This is a genomic window from Methylobacterium oryzisoli (assembly GCF_046557895.1).
Classification (GTDB): Bacteria; Pseudomonadota; Alphaproteobacteria; order Rhizobiales; family Beijerinckiaceae; genus Methylobacterium; species Methylobacterium oryzisoli.
On sequence record NZ_JBKIBX010000026.1, the window covers coordinates 1 to 20205 of the forward strand.

The 20205-nt window shown below is 73.0% G+C and carries 13 protein-coding genes; 6 read left to right on the plus strand and 7 right to left on the minus strand.

All coding sequences use genetic code 11. From position 1 onward, the window contains the following. Window positions 1-995 precede the first annotated feature (995 nt). Window positions 996-3545: a tetratricopeptide repeat protein gene (locus ACKUB9_RS21725; RefSeq protein WP_407526682.1), complete on the minus strand. Its 2550-nt coding sequence runs from the start codon at window positions 3543-3545 to the stop codon at window positions 996-998. Between the two features lie 227 nt (window positions 3546-3772). Between ACKUB9_RS21725 and ACKUB9_RS21730 the strand changes: the two genes are divergently transcribed. Then, window positions 3773-4801, plus strand: coding sequence for a TraB/GumN family protein (locus ACKUB9_RS21730; protein ID WP_410823681.1), 1029 nt, complete (start codon window positions 3773-3775; stop codon window positions 4799-4801). Window positions 4802-4805: 4 nt separating this feature from the next. Here the strand turns inward: ACKUB9_RS21730 and ACKUB9_RS21735 are convergent, their stop codons facing one another. Beyond that, complete coding sequence (locus ACKUB9_RS21735; protein WP_407526677.1) at window positions 4806-6476, minus strand: hypothetical protein; 1671 nt, start codon at window positions 6474-6476, stop codon at window positions 4806-4808. 583 nt (window positions 6477-7059) lie between these two features. Between ACKUB9_RS21735 and ACKUB9_RS21740 the strand changes: the two genes are divergently transcribed. After that, window positions 7060-8073, plus strand: a complete 1014-nt coding sequence (locus ACKUB9_RS21740; protein WP_407526674.1) for a bifunctional riboflavin kinase/FAD synthetase — start codon at window positions 7060-7062, stop codon at window positions 8071-8073. 114 nt (window positions 8074-8187) lie between these two features. Next, window positions 8188-8556: an Hpt domain-containing protein gene (locus ACKUB9_RS21745; protein ID WP_407526671.1), complete on the plus strand. Its 369-nt coding sequence runs from the start codon at window positions 8188-8190 to the stop codon at window positions 8554-8556. Window positions 8557-8626: 70 nt separating this feature from the next. On the opposite strand, the gene ACKUB9_RS21750 is transcribed toward ACKUB9_RS21745, so the two are convergent. Next, entirely contained in the window at window positions 8627-11368 is a 2742-nt protein-coding gene (locus ACKUB9_RS21750) for a bifunctional acetate--CoA ligase family protein/GNAT family N-acetyltransferase (RefSeq protein ID WP_407526667.1), read from the minus strand. A gap of 239 nt (window positions 11369-11607) precedes the next feature. Between ACKUB9_RS21750 and ACKUB9_RS21755 the strand changes: the two genes are divergently transcribed. Next, on the plus strand, window positions 11608-11931 hold the full coding sequence (locus ACKUB9_RS21755) for a hypothetical protein (protein WP_407526664.1): 324 nt from the start codon (window positions 11608-11610) through the stop codon (window positions 11929-11931). 183 nt (window positions 11932-12114) lie between these two features. Further along, window positions 12115-13011 carry a peptidylprolyl isomerase gene (locus ACKUB9_RS21760; RefSeq protein WP_407526661.1) on the plus strand — a complete coding sequence of 299 codons (897 nt, stop codon included), beginning with the start codon at window positions 12115-12117 and terminating at the stop codon, window positions 13009-13011. A 114-nt stretch (window positions 13012-13125) separates the two neighbouring features. Here ACKUB9_RS21760 and ACKUB9_RS21765 read toward each other — a convergent pair whose 3' ends face one another. From ACKUB9_RS21765 to ACKUB9_RS21780, 4 genes are read right to left on the minus strand one after another with little or no spacing between them, the layout of a single operon-like run. Next, window positions 13126-13836: a Bax inhibitor-1/YccA family protein gene (locus ACKUB9_RS21765; RefSeq protein WP_407526659.1), complete on the minus strand. Its 711-nt coding sequence runs from the start codon at window positions 13834-13836 to the stop codon at window positions 13126-13128. A 56-nt stretch (window positions 13837-13892) separates the two neighbouring features. Continuing rightward, on the minus strand, window positions 13893-14654 hold the full coding sequence (locus tag ACKUB9_RS21770; RefSeq protein ID WP_407526655.1) for an anti-sigma factor family protein: 762 nt from the start codon (window positions 14652-14654) through the stop codon (window positions 13893-13895). Window positions 14655-14694: 40 nt separating this feature from the next. After that, a complete protein-coding gene (locus ACKUB9_RS21775; RefSeq protein ID WP_407526653.1) occupies window positions 14695-15261 on the minus strand; it encodes a sigma-70 family RNA polymerase sigma factor in 567 nt (188 codons plus the stop codon). A gap of 49 nt (window positions 15262-15310) precedes the next feature. After that, window positions 15311-16342, minus strand: coding sequence for a cysteine synthase A (locus ACKUB9_RS21780; RefSeq protein WP_407526651.1), 1032 nt, complete (start codon window positions 16340-16342; stop codon window positions 15311-15313). A gap of 214 nt (window positions 16343-16556) precedes the next feature. Between ACKUB9_RS21780 and ACKUB9_RS21785 the strand changes: the two genes are divergently transcribed. Next, window positions 16557-20039, plus strand: a complete 3483-nt coding sequence (locus ACKUB9_RS21785; RefSeq protein ID WP_407526649.1) for an indolepyruvate ferredoxin oxidoreductase family protein — start codon at window positions 16557-16559, stop codon at window positions 20037-20039. The last annotated feature ends 166 nt before the right edge of the window (window positions 20040-20205 follow it).

The following is a 20205-nucleotide window of genomic DNA, read 5'->3' on the forward strand; positions in this document are numbered from 1 at the left end:
GATGTCGAGGTTCTCGATGACGTCACCGCTCTTCGCGTAGATCGTCCCGTTGTAACGGGTGAGCGGGATCGAAGGTGTATCGGCCATAATCTTTCCTGACGGTGGTGCGCCAGCCCTCAAGCCTGGGCGCAGGCGATCATCCCGGCCACGGGTGGTGGCTGGGTGCGGAGGCGTGCACCGCGCACGACGGTCCGGCCGGTGCCGCTCGGACGAGCGGCACCGCGTCGAGCACGGCTCGGCGGGCAAGCTTCACTCCCGGGATGGGAGGGAAGTGGATTGTATTTGGAAGTACAAATCAGCGCTTCTGTACGACGCCGTACGCAAACTCACGCTCAGCGCTGATTCAAGTTAATAACTATGGTTAATGTCATAGGTCGCATTGTGGCAGCATTGTGGCACCGCGGCAGGTTTGTTTCTCGATGTTGCTGCATTGCGGCGGGCCGGGCACAGGTTCAGCGCGCGAATGCTGCGATGTGTGTCGAGGTCTCCGATCGTATGCGTTGCGACAGCGAACGGAATCGAACCTGCCGCCTTCGGCTCGCAGCGATCGTGCTTGAACGAGGGGCGGCTCTCCCGGTCGGTAATGGGCGCCGGAGCGGGACGACGGGACGGCCGAGCGCGTCGAAGACGGCTGCCTTGCGCGCCTCTCCGGCCTGATTCGGGGGTGCGTCTTGCTCGCGGGACGCCGCGCCGCAGCGAGCGATCGACGGGTGCAGACCGGGGCTATGAGACCGGTACGCGGCCGGACGGTCGTGCCGGCCATCGCCGGGGCCATTCGTCCGGGGTGCCGGCGTTCCGGCCCTTAGAGCATTTTCCGACGAAGTGGATACCGGTTCGTCGCAGAAAATGCAGCGACACAAAGATTTAGAGCAGCCCGATGGCAACGCGATCGGGCACTGCTCTAGCGCCCGCGCTGGTTGCGCGCCGCCGGCGGTCGGATCACGACCTCGGCTGAGGGCGCGATGATGCGGATGCCTGACGGCGGCGCGGTCCGGCTATTTGGGCCGGAAGTAGAACGCCTCGCCGGGCAGCGAGCCGTAGGTGAACGGCTCCTGCTTGCGGTTGGTGGCGGCGAAGACCTCGTCGCGCACCCGGCGAAACAGCATGTTGATCTCGAGACCGGGCTCCATGATCAGCTTCACGAAGGCGGCCGCGAAGGGGCTGTTGGCGCCGGTGCCGTCCTGCGCCACCTGGCCGTCGCGGGCCGCGAAGGCGACCAGCGTGCCGCCCTCCGGCTCGATCTTGGCCAGCCCCCGTCCCACCGAGCGCGTCGAGGCCAGGGTGCGGCGCATGCGGGGCACGAAGGGGTTGTCCCGGCAGGCATCGAGCACGATGAGGCGCAGCTTGCGCGCCTTCTCGGTGGCGACGAGGACTCGCTCGACCGTGATCGCCTCGTCCTGGATGTCGCGGTCGGCGTTGAGCTGCGCGTCGGTGGGGATCAGGTAGTTCATGCCCCCGACCTCCAGCCCGTGGCCGGCGTAGTAGACCACCGCCCAATCCGCGCTCTCGACCTGATCCTCGAACCGGCGCAGGGCCGCTACGAAATTCTGGCGCGACAGGTTCGATTCCGCGATCACCGTCTGGAAGCCGAGGCTGCGGAAGGCGTTCGCCACCGCGTCGGCGTCCCGCCGCGGGTTGTTGAGCAGCGCGAAATCTCGGTAGGACGAGTTGCCGATGACGAGCGCCACGCGGCGGCCGGTCTCGACGGCGGCCGGGGCCTTCGGCGCCTCGGCGAGCTTCGCCTTCAGTTCCCGCAGGGCCTTGCCGGCCTCGGCCTCCGCGGCCTTGGCGCGGGCCTCGGCCTCGGCGGCGCTCCTGCGGGCCTGCTCCTCGGCGGCCTTGGCGCGCTCGGCCTCGGCGCGGCTGGTGGCGAGCGCGGCGTTCGAGGCGGCGATCTGCGCCATCAGGTCGGCGCGGGCCCGCGTCTCCTGTTCGCCCCGGAGCTTCGCCTCGGCCTCCGCCGCCGCGCGGGCCGCGGTGGCGGTGCGCATCGCGTCCTCGGCGGTAGCACGGGCCTGGGCGGCTTCCGCGAGCGCGGTGCGGCGCGCCTCGTCGGCCATGCGCAGGCCGGCGAGCGACTCGGCCCGCGCCTCGGCCTTCACCCGCGCCTCGAACTCGGCCCGGGCCTGGTTCTCGGCCCGGCCCTTCTCGCGGGCATCCGCCTCGGCGCGCAGCCGCGCCTCGCGCGCGTCCGCGGCCGCCTGCGTGGCCGAGGCGCGCTTGGCCGATTCCTCGGCGACCCGCGACTCGGCCGCCCGCACGACGCTGCGCGCCTGCTCGGTCTGGGCCGTGGCCAGCGCGGCGATGCGCTCGTGGGCCAGCGCCTGGGCGGGGCGCGCCACGCCGGCGTCCCGGTCGGGCGAGAGGCTCATCGCCCTCTCAAAATCCGCGCGGGCCAGCGCCGTCTCGCCCTTCTGCTCGTGGGCGAGCCCGCGCCCCGTATAGGCGGCGACGAAATCCGGCAGGACCCGCAGCGCCTCGTCGTAATCGGCGATCGCCCGCTCGGTCTGGCGCCCGGCCCGGTAGGTGTCGCCCCGGAAGGTGAGGGCGATGGGCGAGCGGGGATTGGCCGCCACCGCGCGGTTGAGGTCCTCCAGGGAGCGGCCGAGATCGCCCTTGAGGCGCAGGATCTCGCCGCGGTTGGCGAGCACCAGCGCGTGGCGCGGGTTGTTGAGGAGCGCCTCGTCGCAATCGGCCAGGGCCTTGTCGAGCTGGCCCATGTCCTTCCAGACCAGCGCCCGGTTGTTGTAGGCCTCCGGCGCCGGTTCGAGGGCGATGGCCTTGGCGTGGTCGGCGAGCGCGCGCTGCAGCTCGCCCTTCAGGCGCCACGCCTCGCCCCGCCGGCTGTAGGCCCGCCACGCGGTGGGGGTGAGGCGGATCGCCGTGTTGTAGTCCGCGATCGCGCCGTCGAACTCGGCCCGGTCGATGAGCAGCGCGGCCCGGTTCTCGTAGCCCAGCGGATCGGTCGGCCGCAGCCGGATCAGCGCGTTGAAGTCGTCGAGCGCCCGGTCGAGGTCGCGCTTGTGCAGGTAGGCGAGGCCGCGGTTGGCGAAGGCGCGGAAGAACTTGCCGTCGAGGGCGATCGCCGCGTCGAAATCGGTCACCGCCCGGTCGAACTCCTCCTTGGCCAGCAGCGCGGCGCCGCGGGCGTTGAGGATGGCGGGCGAGCGCCGGTCGAGGCGGAGCGCCTGGGTGAAGTCCGCGATGGCGCGGTCGTACTCGCCGAGCATGTGCCAGGCGATGCCGCGGTTCTTGAGCGCGTCCGTGAAGGCGGGCTGGCGGTCGAGGGCGCGGGTGAGGTCGTCGATGGCGCCGCGGTGGTCGCCGCGCATCACCTTGGCGACCGCGCGGTTGTTGTAGAGGCCCGGCACGGCGGCGGGATTGCGCTCCTGGTCGAGCAGCCGGGTGCAGGCCGGGATGCCGGCATCCGGGTCGGCGGCCGAGCGGGCGCAGGTCTCGGCATCGCCCGCCAAAGCGGGCCGGATCGCCGCGACGGCGACCACGATGGCGAAGAAACCTCCGATCAACCCGCGGCCGAGACGCATCGCGCACCCCCCAGGCACCGCGCCAGCATAGCACAGGTGGCGGCGCGGACGGATCGTCCTTCGCACCGCCCGCCCGCCGCGGAGGTGCGGGCGCGCACCGGCCGCGCGCGCGTCGCATCGTTCCGGGCGATCCGTCCGTGATCCGGGTCACAGACGGCCGAATCGGGCGCCGAGAGGCGTGCGGGCGCTGGACGTGGCATAAGCGTGGGCGGGACCGGGAGCATGCGATGGGGAGCCGGAGGTATCGTGCGGGGCGGGCGCGCGGATGGGGTGCCGCGCGGGCGCTGGCCGGCCTGCTGCTCGCGGCGGCCGCTGCCGGCCCCGCAGGGGCGGCCTGCGCGGGTCACGACCTCTTCCCGCGCATCGAGGCGACCGCTCCCGCCGCCTGGGCGGAGATCGAGGCCGGGCGGCGCGGGCCGCACGCGCAGGGCATCCTGTTTCGCGTGAGCCGGGAGGGCGTGGCGCCCTCCCACCTGTTCGGCACCCTGCACCTGAGCGACCCGCGGGTGGTGGGCTTCCCGGCCGCGGCCCTCGCGGCGCTCGACGGCGCGCGCCGCCTCGCGGTCGAGATCGACGAGGCGCCGCGCAGCCTGCGCGCACGGCGGGCGCTCGCGGTGGCGCCCGCCCTGGCGGCGCAGCCCGGCCGCGCCGCCGCGGACCTGCTCGACGCCGAGGAGGCGGCGGGACTGCGCGCGCTGATCGCCGCGCGCGGCCTGCCGCCCTCGGCCGCGTCGCTGAAGCCCGCCGTGCTGGCGCTGGTGCTCGACCTGCCGCCCTGCGCCAAGACGTCGGGGGAGGGGCGTGCGGCCCATGCCGAGCGGGTGCTCGCCCGCCGTGCCCGGGAGCGCGGCATCGCGGTGGTGGGGCTGGAGACGCTGGAGGAGCAGATCGGCACCTTCGCCGACCTCCCGGCGCCGGCGGAGCGCGACCTCCTGCGCGCCGTGCTGCGCCAAGCGCCCCTGGCCGAGGATTCGGTCGAGACCACGATCGCCCGCTACGTCGCCCGCGACGGGGGCGGGCTGCTCGCCTGGATGCGCGCGGGCGAGCCGCTGCCGGGCGAGCCCGGCGCGCGCCTGCCCGCCGCCTTCCTCGACCGGCTGATCGACCGGCGCAACCGCCGCCTGCGAGAGCGGGCGCGCCCGCTCCTCGACCAGGGCGGCGCCTTCATCGCCGTGGGCACCGCCCACCTGCCCGGGGAGGCCGGGCTGGTGAGCCTCCTGGCGCAGGACGGCTACGCGGTGGTGCGGGTGGAGTGAAGGCTCACCACTGGTAGCGGAAGCCCGCGCGCCCGCCCGCCGCGAAGTAGCGGTCGCCGCCCCGCACGTCGCCCTGCACGAAGCTCGACAGGCCGTTGCCGTGGTCGAGGGCGAAGGTGAGGATGCCCTGGCCGCGCAGCTTGCCCTCGTCGTTGAGCGCCAGCACGTTGCTGCCGAACGCCCCCGCCTGGATGAAGCCGCCGTCGATGACGACGTTCTCGTAGGCGAGGCCGGTCAGGATCGTGGTGAGGCGGGTCGAACCCAGGAAGGTCTCGAAGCCGAAGCGGGCGCCGCCCTGGACCCGGATCAGGTTGCCGTCCCGCAGGCCGAGCTGGGCCGCGCTCGCCTCGTAGAAGGAGTGCGTGACCTGGTAGCCGACCGTCGGCTCGAACCAGACCGTGTCGCTGGCGAAGAACCGGTAATTGGCGTTGCCGAAGGCGGAGAGCTGCGTCACGCCGGTGCGGCCCGAGCCCGCCAGGTTGGCGACGGCCGTGACGATGCCGGCGAAGCCCGCGGCCTCCGTGAAGGTCTGATCGAGGCCGTAGAAATCCGCCTTGAGGGTCTGATCGAACGAGAACCCGCCGTTGAAGTAGGTCGCGAAGGCGCCGACCGACGGGCCGGTGAGCGACACGCGGGTCGAGGCCGCGCCGTTCGGCAGCAGGGCCGGATTCGGCGACAGCGTCCGGGTCGAGATGGTGATGGAGGTGTCGGTGTAGCCGGTGATCAGGCCGAAGATCGCGCCGTCGCCGGGCTCGGCGAGGTCGCGCACCGTCAGGTCGATGCCGCCCAGGAAGCCGCCGGTGCGGGTGGTGCTGCGCTGCAGGACGGTGAAGGGAAAGTTCTGCGGCGCGCCGCCCGGATCGTACTGGATCGACCCGGCGGTCCGGCCCGAGCGCTGCTCGAAGTCGCCGTAGCCGGTCGCGAAGACGCCGAAGCGCGGTCCTTGCGGCGGCGGGACGAACACGGGCACCGGCTCGACGTCGTAGCCCTTGCGCACGATCGGGCGCGGCCCGGGACCGGCCGGCGGCGGGGCGTCGTAGTCGCGGGCGTCGTAATCCGGCCGGGCGCGCATGCGGCGGGCGGCGACCTCGTCCCGGCGCTCCTCGGCCTGCGCCCGGCGCTCCGCGTCCCGACGCGCCTGCGCCCGGCGGGACGCGGCGGCGGCCTCGCGGCGCTCCTCGGCGGCGTCGGCCCGGCGCGTGCGCTCGGCATCCCGGCGCGCCTCCTCCTGGCGGGTCCGGGCGGCCTGCGCCCGCGCCTCGGACCGCCGCGTGCGGGACGCCTCGTCGCGCCGGTCGCTCTCGCGCCGCCGCTCCGCCGCGCGTTCGGTGCGCGCATCCTGTCGGCGCGACTCCTGCCTGCGCGTGTCCTGGGGCCGATCGGCGCGGCGGCGCTCGCGGGCCTGCTCGTTGCGGGAATCCGCATCCCGCTGCCGCTGCCGGTCCGCGTCGGCGGAGCGCTGCGTCTCCTCGGCGCGCCGGTTGGCGATGGCGTTCGACGTGGTGCGGTTGGTCTCGGTGGTGGCGGATTGCGACAGGTCGCTGAGGGATTGGCTCGCGAGCGCGGCGCCCGAGAAGGCACCCGCGCCGTTGACGCCGTTGGTGCAGCTCCCGTTCTGGAGCGTGTAGGGCGCGGTGGTCCCGTCCCAGAGGTTGTTGCCGATCTGCGCCGTCACGGCGCCGCTCGGGCAGAAGATCGATTGCGCGACGGCCGGCGACGCACCCCCGAGCAGAATCAGGCTCCCGCTCGTTAACAATGACCTAACAAAGGAAGTCCGCCCACGCCCCGACGCCATCACCAGCCCCCGAATCAGCCGAGCTGGAGACTTGCACGACTCTGCGCAAAGCGGCGTGATTCACGTGCCACACTCGGAACACAATGCGCGCGCGGCCGTGATTTCGCGGCCCGGAACTGCCGGCATCCCCCCGAGATCACGGGCCGGGCCGGCGATGATTGTCACCGCGAGACTTCGCGCGGCGCGCCGGAGTGTTCGCGTCCGCCGCGAAGCTCCCCGCAGGCCGGGAGCCCGGCCGGCGACCACGCGACTGCGACCTCCCGCACCGGGGCCGATGCGCCGGGATTGTCTCGGTGCTCGGGCGTACTGTCGGGAGGGTTCTCCGGTCCGGCGGGGCGGTCCGCGCCCGCCCGCTCCACCCTGCTTGACCCCCCGGGTGCTTTTCGACAGGGTCGCGCCCGCCTCGGCCGGAGGCCTCTCCCCGCTCCGGGGAGTTCCTTGCGTCGAACCGATTCGGAGCCTCATGCCGTCGAGCGACGAGACCGCCGCGAAGGATCCGGCGGCGGCGTCCGCCCCTCCGCGCTTGATCGTGAACCGCGACGGCGCGCCGGTCCCGCCGGGTCTGCGCGGGGCGGTGGCGGCCCTGGGCAATTTCGACGGCCTCCACCAGGGCCACCGTGCGCTCATCGCGGCGGTGCGCCGCGAGGCCGCCGCCGCCGGGGTTCCGAGCGCCGTCCTGACCTTCGAGCCGCATCCGCGCAGCTTCTTCGCCCCCGAGACCCCGATGTTCCGCCTCACCGGCGAGGCGGTGAAGCTCGCGGTGCTCGACCGTCTGGGCGTCGACGGCGTGTTCGTGCGCCGCTTCGACGCCGCGCTGGCGCGCACCGGGGCGGCGGCCTTCGTGGCCGGGCTCCTCAAGGGCGAACTCGGGCTCTCGGGCGTGGTGATCGGGCACGATTTCCACTTCGGCCGCGGCCGCGAGGGCACGCCCGAAGTGCTCGCCGCGCTCTGCGCCGAGAACGGGCTCACCTGCCGGGTGGTCGAGGCGGTGACCGCCGAGACCGGCGAGAGCCCGGTCTCGTCGAGCGCGATCCGCGCGAGCCTGGAGGCAGGGGACGTGGCGCGGGCCAACCGCCTGCTCGGCTTCCGCTGGTTCGTGCAGGGCGAGGTGCGCCACGGTGAGAAGCGCGGGCGCACGCTGGGCTTCCCGACCGCCAACGTCGCGCTCCCGGGCTGCGGGCTCGCCCACGGCATCTACGCGGTGCGCGCGCGCCTGCCCGACGGCCGCCTGCGCGACGGGGTGGCGAGCTACGGCCGCCGCCCGACCTTCGACAACGGTGCGCCGCTCCTCGAGACGACCCTGTTCGACTTCTCGGGCGACCTCTACGGCCAGACGATCGCGGTCGAGTTCGTGGGCTACATCCGCGGCGAGGCGCGCTTCGCCAGCGCCGAGGCCCTCACGGCCCGGATGCACGAGGACGCGGCGGCGGCGCGCCGGATCCTCGCGGAGGATAGCGTGCCGTCGATGATCGGGTGAGGGCATCGGCCGCCGGCAGCTCGCGGCGGGCGCCGTAGCAGGGCCTTCCCGCACAGGCTATCACCTGCGGGCGACGCAAGCGCTTCGCCGAGGGTTTCGCCGAGGAATCTCGCGATGACGGACGACGCGGCCGGACCCGGTGCGCCGGAGATGGAGGCGCTGCCGGTCGTCGACCGGGAGTCGCATCAGGACCTGCGCGACATGATCGGCGTCCCGACCGTCGAGCGGCTCGTCCTGCGCCTGATCGAGCTGATGCGGGCGGCCTTCCACGGCGAGGCGCGCGACGCGGTGGCGCAGGAGGCCCACGGGCTGATCTCGACCGCCGGCATGATGGGCTGCCCCCGCCTCGCGGAGGTCTGCCGCCGGCTGGAACTGGCCGCGCAGGGCGGCCAGGACTACGCGGCACTGCTGGCGGAGGCGAGGCGCACGCGCGATCTCACCGCGGCGGCGCTGAGCGGGGCCGCACCCGGCGGCCCCACCTGACTTCCCGCGTCCCCCATCGTCACGCTGCATCGCCGGCGCGCGAGGCTCCCCGGGCCGCCCCGACGCCGGATCACGGATCGGCCGGCCCTGCTGCCTCGTCGAGGGCGAGCCGCACCAGCATCACCTCCGGGTCCGCCGGATCGCTGCGCATCGCGAAGCCGAGCTTGCGGCACATGGCGAGCATCGTCGTGTTCTCGCGCAGCACCTGGCCCTCGACGTGGCGCAGGCCCTCGGCCCGCGCCCACTCGATCATCAGCCCCATCAGCGCCCAGCCGAGCCCCAGGCCCTTGAGGTCGGAGCGCACCAGGATGGCGTACTCGCCGGAGGCGTGGTTGGCGTCGGCGTGCAGGCGCACGGCCCCCATCATCGCGCCGTTCGCCGCGTCGACGGCCACGAACGCGATGGCGCGGGCGTAGTCGAGCTGCGTCAGCCGGGCCAGGAAGGCGTGGCTGAAGTCGCGCACCGGCGCGAAGAAGCGCAGCCGCAGGTCGGCCTCGCTCACGTGCCGGAAAAACTCCTCGAACAGGCCCTCGTCCTCGGGCCGCACCGGCCGGACGAGGATAGGATGATCGTCGAGGCGGATGCGGCGCTCCCACTCGGCCGGGTAGGGGCGCACGGCGAAGCGCGCGTGGCTGAGGCCCGCCCCGGCATCGCGCCGCCGTCCGGTCACGGGCGCCACCGCGACCCGGGCGTCGAGGGCGATCACGCCGGTCTCGTCGGCGAGCAGCGGGTTGATGTCGAGGTCGCGCACCTCCGGCAGGTCGGCGGCGAGCTGGGCGATCTTGACCAGCACCAGCGCCACCGCGTGCTCGTCGGCCGCCGCGACGTCCCGGTAGGCCTTGAGCCGGCGCGAGACCCGGGTGCGCCCGATCAGCTCGGCGGCGAGCCGCAGGTCGAGGGGCGGCAGGGCGAGCGCGCGGTCGTCCACCACCTCGACGGCGGTGCCGCCGCGCCCGAACACCACCACCGGCCCGAAGACCGGATCGTCGGCGAGCCCGGCGATCAGCTCGCGGGCCTTGGGCCGGCGCAGCATCGGCTGCACCACGAAGCCCGTCACCGCCGCGTCCGGCCGGTCGCGGGCGGCGCGGGCCAGGATCTCGGCCGCCGCCTCGCGCACCGCCGCCTCGCTGGTGAGGTCGAGATGCACCCCGCCGATGTCGGACTTGTGCACGATGGCGGGGGAGACGACCTTGAGCGCCACCGTGCGCCCGGCGGCGATGAACGGCCAGGCCGCGCCCGCCGCCGCCTCGGCGTCGGCTGCGAAATGCACCTCCAGGGTCGGAATGGCGTAGCAGGCCAGCAGGCCCGCGACCTCGCGCGGGTCGAGCCAGCTGCGCCCGGCCGCGACCGCCGCCCCGACGATGCGGCGCGCCGCCGCGACGTCGGGGGTGAAGTCCTGCGGCAGCGAGGCCGGGGTCTTCATCAGGTCGTCCTGCGCCTCGCGGTAGTGCACGAGGTGCATGAAGCCCTCCACCGCCTCGGCGTCGGTGGGAAAGCGCGGGATGCCGGCCGCACGCAACACCTCGGTGGCCGCCGCCCCGTCCCCGATCGAGACCGCGAAGACCGGCTTGGCGCGAAAGCTCGCCTGCCGGGCGCGCCGCACGGCGCCGGCCACCGCCTCGGCCACGTCCTGGCCGCCCGAGAGGGCGGTGGGCACGTTGACGACCAGCACGGCGTCGTTGCCGCGGTCGGCCAGCAGCGGGTCCAGGGCGGCGGCGTAGCGCGCCCCGTCCGCGTCGGCCCCGAGGTCGAGCGGGTTGCGCCAGGAAGCGGGCGGCAGGTCGAGGGCGGGCAGGGCCGCGGCGAGGCGCGCGCAGGTGTCTTCGGAGAGCGAGGCCAGCGTGCCCCCGAGATCGGCGAGGCGGTCCACCGCCAGCGCCCCGACCCCGCGCCCGTTCGTCACCACGGCGAGGCGCTTGCCCGGGAAGGGACGCTGGCGCCCGAGCGTCTCCACGGCCGAGAACATCTCGGGCAGCGCCTGGACGCGCAGCAGCCCGGCGCGCCGGAAGGCGGCGTCGTAGACCGCGTCCGGCCGCGCCAGGATGCCGCTGTGGGTGGCGAACGGCCCCGGGGCGGCGGCCTCGTGCCGCCCTGAGCGCAGCACCACCACGGGCTTGGCGCGGGCGGCGGCCCGGGCCGCCGACATGAACTTCGGCGCGTCCGCGATGGCTTCCAGGTGGAGCAGGATCGCCCGGGTGTGGCGATCCTCCGCGAAGTGGTCGAGGCAATCGGCGATGTCGACGTCGAGGGCGAGGCCGAGCGAGAGCACCCCCGAGAAGCCGTAGCCCCGTCCCGCCGCCCACTCGACGATGCCGGCCGCCACGGTGCGCGACTGCGCGATCAGCGCGAGGTCGCCCTTCGGCGGCATGCGGGCGAGCAGGCTGGCGTTGAGCTGCGCGCCCGGCACCGCGAGACCCATGCATTCCGGGCCGAGGAGCCGCAGGCCGTGGGCGCGCGCGGCGCGGCGGGCGGTCTCGGCGGGCGAATCCGGTCCGCTGTCGAGGTTCGCCGTGATGATCACCGCGCCGCCGCAGCCGCGCGCCCCCGCCGCCGCCACGATCCCGGCCACCGTCTCGGGCGGCGAGGCCACCACCACGAGGTCGGCGGCCTCCGGCAGGGCGCCGATATCGGGGTAGCACGGCAGGTCGTCCACGCGGTCGCGCTGCGGGTTCACGGGCCAGATCGGCCCGGGAAATTCCGCCCCGCGCAGGTTGCGCAGGATCGCGGCACCGAACGACGTCTCGCGCCCGCTCGCGCCCGCGAGCGCGACGGAACGGGGCCTCAGGATCCGGTCGAAGCGATAGGTGCTCATCGGGCCATCCGATCAACTTTCGCGTGCTGAGGCCGCAGGTGCAACGGCTGCGCCGTGGGTCGGTTCGGCCGGCGCGGCGTCCTGGCCAGGCATCGGGCGGCTTGGCCATGCGTCGTCAGCATTTGTGCGATGCAAAAATTTGCGTTGCAGCGCATGCTAGGCAAATTAAATTGATGTCTCCCGGTCACGCCGGCTTTCCGAAGCGCCCATTGCGCCGGACAGAACCGCACCAGGATCCCATGCGTCCCCTCAGCCTCCTCGCCCTCGGCCTCCTCGGCTCCACGGCCGCGAGCGCCACCGAACTGCGCCCGCAGCAGGCCCACAGCCTCGATCTCGGCCGCGTCCAGGGCACCGCCTACTACACGGTCGAGCGTGACGGTCTGCGCGTGGTCGCGACGCTCGCCTCCGACGAGACGCCCGTCCGTCTCGTGACGACCCTCGCGCCCGACCAGCGCGTCAGCCTCTCGGTGCCCGGCGCCGCCGGCACGAGCGCCACCGAGATCGCCTTCGCCCGCCGCGGCGACCGCCTGGAGGTCGTGCTGCCGGGCAAGCCGACCTTCTGATGACGACCCTCTGATTCCGACCTTTTGATTCCGGCCTCGCGTGCTGCCGCAGCGTCGTCCCCCGGGGCGACGCTGCGGCCCCGCGCCGCTTGTGTTGCCGGCCGATCTGAGCCACCTGTCCGCCGACCTTGCCCGAGACGGCAATCGCGCACAGACCCAAGGCACAGGCCCAAGGATCGTCCGATGAAGACCTGCTCCCTCCTCTGGCGCACGGGCGCCCTCGCGCTCGTCCTCGCGGTCCCGGCCGCGGCCCAGACGCCAGCACCGGCGCAAGCGCCTGCAGCCCAAGCGCCGGCTCAGGCGCCCGACACGGTGGTGGCCCGGGTGAACGGCACGCCGGTGACGGCGGGCGATCTCGCGGTGGCGGCCGACGACCCGGCCCTGTCCCTGCCGGGCGTGAGCGACGACCAGAAGAAATCCCTGCTCGTCGACTACATGGTCGACCTGAAGCTCGGCGCCCAGGCGGCCGAGAAGGCCAAGATCGGCGAGAGCCCCGACTTCACCCGCAAGCTCGCCTATTTTCGCGACAAGCTCCTGCTCGACGAGTACCTGGAGCGCGAGGGCAAGAAGGCCGTGACGCCGGAGGCCGCCCGCGCCCTCTACGACGAGACCGTCAAGGCGATGAAGCCGGAGGAGGAGGTGCACGCCCGCCACATCCTCGTGGAGAGCGAGGCGGAGGCCAAGAAGATCGCCGCGCGCATCAAGGGCGGCGAGGATTTCGCCAAGGTGGCGGCCGAGACCTCGAAGGATCCCGGCTCCAAGGCCGAGGGCGGCGACCTCGGCTGGTTCACCAAGGAGCGCATGGTGGCGCCCTTCGCGGAGGCCGCCTTCAAGCTCGATGCCGGCAAGGTCTCGGACCCGATCAAGACGCAGTTCGGCTGGCACGTCATCAAGGTCGAGGAGAAGCGCACCAAGCCAGTGCCGGGCTTCGACGAGATGAAGGAGCAGATCGACGCCTACCTGACCCGCAAGACGCAGCAGGACATCATCACCAAGCTGCGCGAGCAGGCCAAGATCGAGAAGGCCGACGCGGCGCCGAAGGCCCAGGAGCCCAAGAATCCGGAGTCCAAGAAGCCGTAACGCTTCCCCCGAACGACGACGGCCCGGGGCCGAAACCCCGGGCCGTCGGACCAAGCGCCCCGGCCGAACGGTGCGCGCGGTGTCCCTCTCCCGGAGGAGAGGGGTCCTCTGACCTCACTCCCGCTCGCCGGTGAGATTCAGCAGCAGCTGGAACAGGTTGATGAAGTTCAGGTAGAGCGACAGCGCGCCGAATACCGCGAGCTTGGTGCTCGCCTCCTGGCCCCAGTGCTCGGAATACTGCTCCTTGATCGACTGCGTGTCGTAGGCGGTGAGGCCGACGAAGATCACGACGCCGATGAGCGAGATGGCGAATTGCAGGGCGCTCGACGCCAGGAAGATGTTCACGAGGCTCGCGATCACCAAGCCGATCAGGCCCATGATCAGGAACGAGCCCATTCCCGACAGGTCGCGCTTGGTCGTGTAGCCGTAGAGGCTGGTCGCGCCGAACATCGCCGCCGTGATGAAGAAGGTGCGGGCGATGCTGGTGCCGGTGAAGACCAAGAACACCGAGGCGAGCGAGAGGCCCATCACGGCGCAGAAGGTCCAGAACAGGATCTGGGCGGTGCCCGCCGAGATGTGCTCGATGCGGAACGACAGGAACAGGATGAAGGCCAGCGGCGCCAGCATCACCACGTACTTGAGGGGCGTGCCGAACAGCGGCTGGGCGATGGCCGGGGTCGAGGCCACCGCGAAGGCGACGAGGCCGGTGAGCGCCAGCCCCAGCCCCATGTAGTTGTAGACCCGCAGCATGTGCTGCCGCAGGCCCTCGTCGAAGGCCGCGGCGGAGGCGGCCGGGCGGGCCTGCCAGGCGTAAGGCGTGTTCATCGGTTCATGGTCCTCGGGTTGGCTCCGCCGGCCCTCGCCGGGCGGGAGAGGGGAGTTCAGGGCGTCAGCGCCGCGAGGGTCGCGGCGGCGCGCCCGAGCGCCGGCTCGTCGCGCGAGCCGCTGAGCGCGAAGGCGGTGTGGCCGGTCTTCCAGTAGACCGTCACGGCGTCGGCGGCGCGCACGACCTCGGGTGAGAGCGCCTCCGCATCCGGCGTGCGGGTGGCGAACAGCGCCACCGGGCCGAGCGCCCCCGCCTCGATGGCGATCTCGACCCCCGCGCCGCTGCGGCCGGGGAAGATCTGCAGGTCGTTCACGCGCCAGTCGCGCGGCAGATCGGGCAGCCGGATCCCGGTCGCCGCCTCGACGCCCGCCCGGTCGTAGGCCAGGGTCGGGCGCAGCGAGGCCACGCGGGCGCGCAGCTGCGCGGTCTGGCGCGCCTGCATCGCCTCCTCCAGGAAGGGCGGCGTCTGGGCCGAGGCGACGAGCCCCGAATCCGCGTGCATCAGCCAGCCGGTCCCGACCAGCAGCGCGACCACGGCGGCGCGCTGGAAGCGGGCGCCGATCCGGCGCCACGTCAGGGCGCGGTCGAGGCGGCGCGCCGCGAGGGCCAGTCGCTCCGGCACCGGGCCGGGCCGGACGTTCGGGTGGACGGGCGCGAAGGCGGCGCTGAGGGCGTCGCGGGTGCGCAGGTCGGCCATCACGCGGGCGGCGGCCTGCGGGTTCGCCGCGAGGTGCTCCTCGACCTCGATCCGGCGCCCGAGGTCGAGTTGCCCGTCGATGTAGGCGTTCAGGTCGCTCTCGGTGATCGGGTCGGTCATCGGTCTGTGCTCCACGGGACGGGGCGCGGCATGGGTCCCGTCACGGATTGTTGTCCCCGCGTCCCCCGCCCCCCTGGACCACCCGCAGGCGCGGGGGCTGCGGGGCGGGCGCCGGCAGGGCCGGGGCGTTGCTCTCGAAACTGCGCAGGGCGGCGCGGGCGCGCCCAAGGCGCGACATCAGCGTGCCGATCGGGATGCCGAGCACGTCCGCGGCTTCCTGATAGGCGAGGCCCTCGATGGTCACGAGGTGCAGGGCCGCCCGCTGCTCCTCCGGCAGGCGCCCGAAGGCCTCGCGGATCTGGGCGAGCCGGACGTGGCTGTCCTGGGCGGGGGGCACCGCCTCGTCGGCGAGGTGCCCGAGCGAGTCGGCGTAGCGGGCCTCCACCTGCCGGCGGCGCTGGCCGTCGATGAAGGCGTTATGCAGCACCGTCATCAGCCACGTGCGCAGGTTCGTGCCCCCGCGCAGCGAGCCCTGGTGCTCCAGGGCGCGCACCAGGGCGTCGTGCACGAGGTCGTCGGCCTGGGTCGGGTCGCGCGTGAGCGCCCGGGCGTAGCGCCGCAGGGGCACCACGAGGTCGACGACGTCGAGTCGCTTGCGAGGTTTCATACCCTGATGAACGAGCGAGGGCGCGGATTTAATCCCGCCCCGCGCGTCATCACACGAGTCCGGGGTCGATCGTGCGCGCCGCCGCGAGCCAGGGCGGCACCGGCAGCCCGCGCTCGCGCAGGAAGGCCGGGTTGAACAGCTTCGAGGCGTAGCGGGTGCCGCCGTCGCACAGGATGGTCACGATGGTGTGGCCGGGGCCGAGCTGCCGCGCGAGCCGGATCGCGCCCGCCACGTTGATGCCCGAGGAGCCGCCCAGGCACAGGCCCTCCTCGGCCAGGAGCGCGAAGACGAGGGGCAGGGCCTCGGCATCCGGGATCTCGTAGGAGACGTCGGGGGTGAAGCCGTCGAGGTTGCGGGTGATGCGGCCCTGGCCGATGCCCTCGGTGATCGAGTTGCCCTCGGCCTTGAGGGTGCCGGTGGCGTAGTGGCGGTGGAGCGCCGACCCCTGCGGGTCGGAGAGGCCGATCGTCACCCGCGGGTTGCGCGCGCGCAGCGCCGCGGCGGTGCCGGCCAGCGTGCCCCCGGTGCCGGCCGCGCAGATGAAGCCGTCCACCTCGCCCCCGGTCTCCTCCCAGATCTCCGGCCCGGTGGTCGCCACGTGGGCGTCCCGGTTCGCGGTGTTGTCGAACTGGTCGGCGAAGAAGGCGCCGGCCGGCTCGGTCGCGCTCAGCCGCTCGGCGAGGCGGCCGGCCACCTTCACGTAGTTGTTCGGGTTGGCGAAGGGCACGGCCGGCACCTCCACCAGGGTCGCGCCCGCGAGCCGCAGCGCGTCCTTCTTCTCCACCGACTGCGTCTCCGGGATGACGATGACGGTGCGGTAGCCCTTGGCGTTGCCCACCATGGCGAGCCCGATGCCGGTGTTGCCCGCCGTGCCCTCCACGATGGTGCCGCCCGGCCGGATCAGCCCGGCGCGCTCCGCCGCCTCCACCATGAACAGGGCGGCCCGGTCCTTCACCGACTGGCCCGGATTCATGAACTCCGCCTTGCCGAGGATGCGGCAGCCGGTTTCGGCCGAGGCGCGCTTCAGGTGGATCAGCGGCGTGCGGCCGATCGCGGCGAGGATGTCGGGCTTGGGCGGCATGGCGGGCTTCCGCGGCGAAGGGGGTCCGTGATGCCGGTAATCCGCCGTGCGGGCAAGGCGCCGACCCCCTGCAAGGCGCGGGGCGCGTGCCGGGCATCTCCAGATTGACGACCGTACCAAAGAATGTCAGCATTACTGACGTATCGGGGCGCATGCAGGTCCGGCCGAACCGGACCGCCCGCGGCCTTGGGGGGAGTGTGACGGAGGAAACCCGATGGGCCAGCGCCCGGTCGTCCCGACCCTCAGGTCCGTGAGCCTGGACGACAAGTACGATCTCTCGCGCGAACAGGTCTTCGTCACCGGCACGCAGGCGGTGATCCGGATGCTGCTGATGCAGCAGGCCCGCGACAAGGCCGCCGGGCTCGACACCGCGGGCTTCGTCTCCGGCTACCGCGGCTCGCCGATCGCCGGCCTCGACCAGAATCTCTTCCGCGCCCGCAAGGTGCTGGATCAGGCCAACATCGTCTTCCAGCCGGGGCTCAACGAGGAGCTGGCCGCCACCGCGGTGTGGGGCTCGCAGCAGGCCGAGATGCGCGGCGAGGGCCGCCACGACGGCGTGTTCGGGCTCTGGTACGGCAAGGGGCCGGGCGTCGACCGCTCGGGCGACGTCTTCCGCCACGCCAACATGGCGGGCACCTCCCGGCACGGCGGTGTGCTGGCGCTGATGGGCGACGACCACACGGCGGAATCCTCCACGGTCGCCCACCAGTCCGAGTTCCACTTCGTCGACGTGATGATGCCGATCCTGAACCCGGCGGGTGTTCAGGAGATCCTCGATTACGGCCTCTACGGCTACGCCATGAGCCGCTATTGTGGCGCCTGGGTCGCCTTCAAGTGCGTGAAGGAGAACATCGAGTCGACCGCGAGCGTGGATGCGCGCCTCGACCGGGTGAAAATCCTCCTGCCCGACGACTTCCTGATGCCGCCGGGCGGCCTCAACATCCGCACGCCGGACAACATCCTGGAGCAGGAGGCCCGCCTCCAGGACTTCAAGCGCGACGCGATGATGGCCTTCGTGCGGGCCAACAACCTCAACCGCATCGTGCTCTCGGGCGGGCGCCAGCCGAAGATCGGCGTCATCACGGTGGGCAAGTCCTACCTCGACGTCCGCCAGGCCCTCGACGACCTCGGCCTCGACGAGGTCAAGGCCAACGACATGGGGCTTCGCCTCTACAAGGTCGCCTGCCCCTGGCCGCTGTCGCGGCGCGAACTCGTGGCCTTCGCGGAGGGCCTCGACCTCATCATGGTGGTGGAGGAGAAACGCTCCCTCATCGAGGTCCAGGTCCGCGAGGAATTGTACGGCACCCCCGACCAGCCGATCTGCGTCGGCAAGCGGGACGAGGAGGGCCGCTGGCTGTTTCCCGTCAAGGGCGCGCTCGACCCCAACGACATCGCGGTGGCCCTGGGCGAGCGCCTGCTGCGCTACCACCGCAACGACGACCTCGCGGGCCGCGTCGCCGCCCTGCGCGCCGCGCAGGAGCGCTTGGCGCAGACCACCGACATCGCGACCCGCACGCCGCATTTCTGCGCGGGCTGCCCGCACAACACCTCGACCAAGGTGCCGGAGGGATCGCGGGCCTACGCGGGCATCGGCTGCCACTACATGGTGCAGTGGATGGAGCGCGGCACCGACGGCTTCACCCAGATGGGCGGCGAGGGCGCGAACTGGATCGGCGAATCCGCCTTCTCGAAGCGCGGCCACGTCTTCCAGAACCTCGGCGACGGCACCTACAACCACTCGGGCTCGCTGGCGCTCCGCTGGGCGGTCGATACCGGCACCACCATCACCTACAAGATCCTGTTCAACGACGCGGTGGCGATGACCGGCGGCCAGCCCCACGAGGGCGGGCTCACCGTCGACCGCATCGCCGCACAGGTGCGCGCCGAGGGCGTCGAGCGCATCGCGCTCGTCACCGACGAGCCCGGCAAGTACCCGCCGGGATTCCGCTGGCCGGACGGCCTCAGCATCCATCACCGCGACGAACTGGACGACGTCCAGCGGGACCTCGCCACCGTGCCGGGCGTCTCGGTGATGATCTACGACCAGACCTGCGCCTCCGAGAAGCGCCGCCGCCGCAAGCGCAACGCCTTCCCCGACCCCGACAAGCGGGTGATCATCAACGATCTCGTCTGCGAGGGCTGCGGCGACTGCTCGGTGCAGTCGAACTGCGTGGCGGTGCAGCCGCTGGAAACCCCGTTCGGCCGCAAGCGCCGCATCGATCAGTCGAGCTGCAACAAGGACTTTTCCTGCCTCAACGGCTTCTGCCCGTCCTTCGTGACCGTGCACGGGGCCAAGCCCCGCACCGGCACGGCGGTGGCGCTCGACGATGCGCCCGATGCCGGCCTGCCCGAGCCGGCGCTGCCGGCGATCGACGGCACCTACAACATCGTCGTCACGGGGGTGGGCGGCACCGGCGTCGTCACGGTGGGCGCCATCCTCGGCATGGCGGCCCATCTCGAGGGCAAGGGGCTCGGCATGATCGACATGGCCGGCCTCGCCCAGAAGGGCGGGGCGGTCTACAGCCACGTGCGGCTCGCCCACCACCAGGACGACATCCACGCAATCCGCGTCACCGCGGGCGCCGCCGACCTGATCCTCGGCTGCGATCTCGTGGTGACGGGCACCCGCAAGGTGCTGGGCGCGGTCCGCCACGGGCGCACCCACGTGGTCGTCAACACCGCCGAGGTGATGCCGGGCGACTTCACCCGCAAGCCCGACTTCTCGCTCCCGGCCGAGCGCATCAAGCGGGCGATCCGCGAGGCGGCGGGCTCCGCGCACGCCGACCTCACGGACGCGACGGGCCTCGCGCTCGCGGCGCTCGGCAACGCGCTCGCCGCCAACATGTTCATGCTGGGCTACGCGTGGCAGCGCGGGCGCATCCCGCTCTCGCGCGCCGCGATCCTGCGGGCGATCGAGATGAACCGCGAGGCGGTGCCGATGAACCTCGCGGCCTTCGCCTGGGGCCGCCGGGCCGCGGCCGCCCCCGAGACGCTCTCCGTGCTCGCGGCCTCCGAGCCCGAGGTCCCGGACGACCTCGACGCCCTGATCGCCCGGCGCACCGCCTTCCTGACCGCCTATCAGGACGCGGCCTACGCGGCGCGCTACGCCAGGACGGTGGAGGCGATCCGCGCGCGCGAGGCCGCGGTGCATCCGGGCGGGCAGCCGCTCACCGAGGCGGTGGCGCGCTCGCTGTTCAAGCTGATGGCCTACAAGGACGAGTACGAGGTCGCCCGCCTCTACACCGACGGGCACTTCGAGGCGCAGGTCAGACAGGCCTTCGAGGGCGAGAACCTGACCTACGAGTTCCACCTCGCGCCGCCGCTCCTCGCCCGCACCGACCCGCGCACCGGGCGCCCGCGCAAGATGCGCTTCGGCCCCTGGATGATGCGGGCCTTCCGGGTCCTCGCCCGGATGAAGCGGCTGCGGGGCACCCCCCTCGACCCGTTCGGCTACACGCACGAGCGCCGCGAGGAGCGCCGGCTCGTCATCGCCTTCGAGGCCCTCGTCGCCGAGATCCTGCGCGACCTCACGCCCCGCAACCACGCGCTGGCGGTGGGGCTCGCGAACCTGCCCCAGGGCATCCGGGGCTTCGGGCCGGTGAAGGCGAAGGCGCTCGCGGCGGTCAAGGCGGAGGAGGCGGCGCTGCTCGCCCGCTTCCGCGCCCCCGAGGCGCCGCTGGCGACCGCCGCCGAGTAGGCGGTGGCCCCAGGCGATCACCGACGCGATCGGCTTGGGGGCCGAGCGATCACCGAGGTGATCGCGTTGGGGCCGCGACGCGAGGTCAGTTGGGGCGCGGGCGCTCCGGGGTTAGACTAGGGCGTGCCCGGCCCGTTCGGGCCGCTTCCGTCGAAGCCGCGGAGGA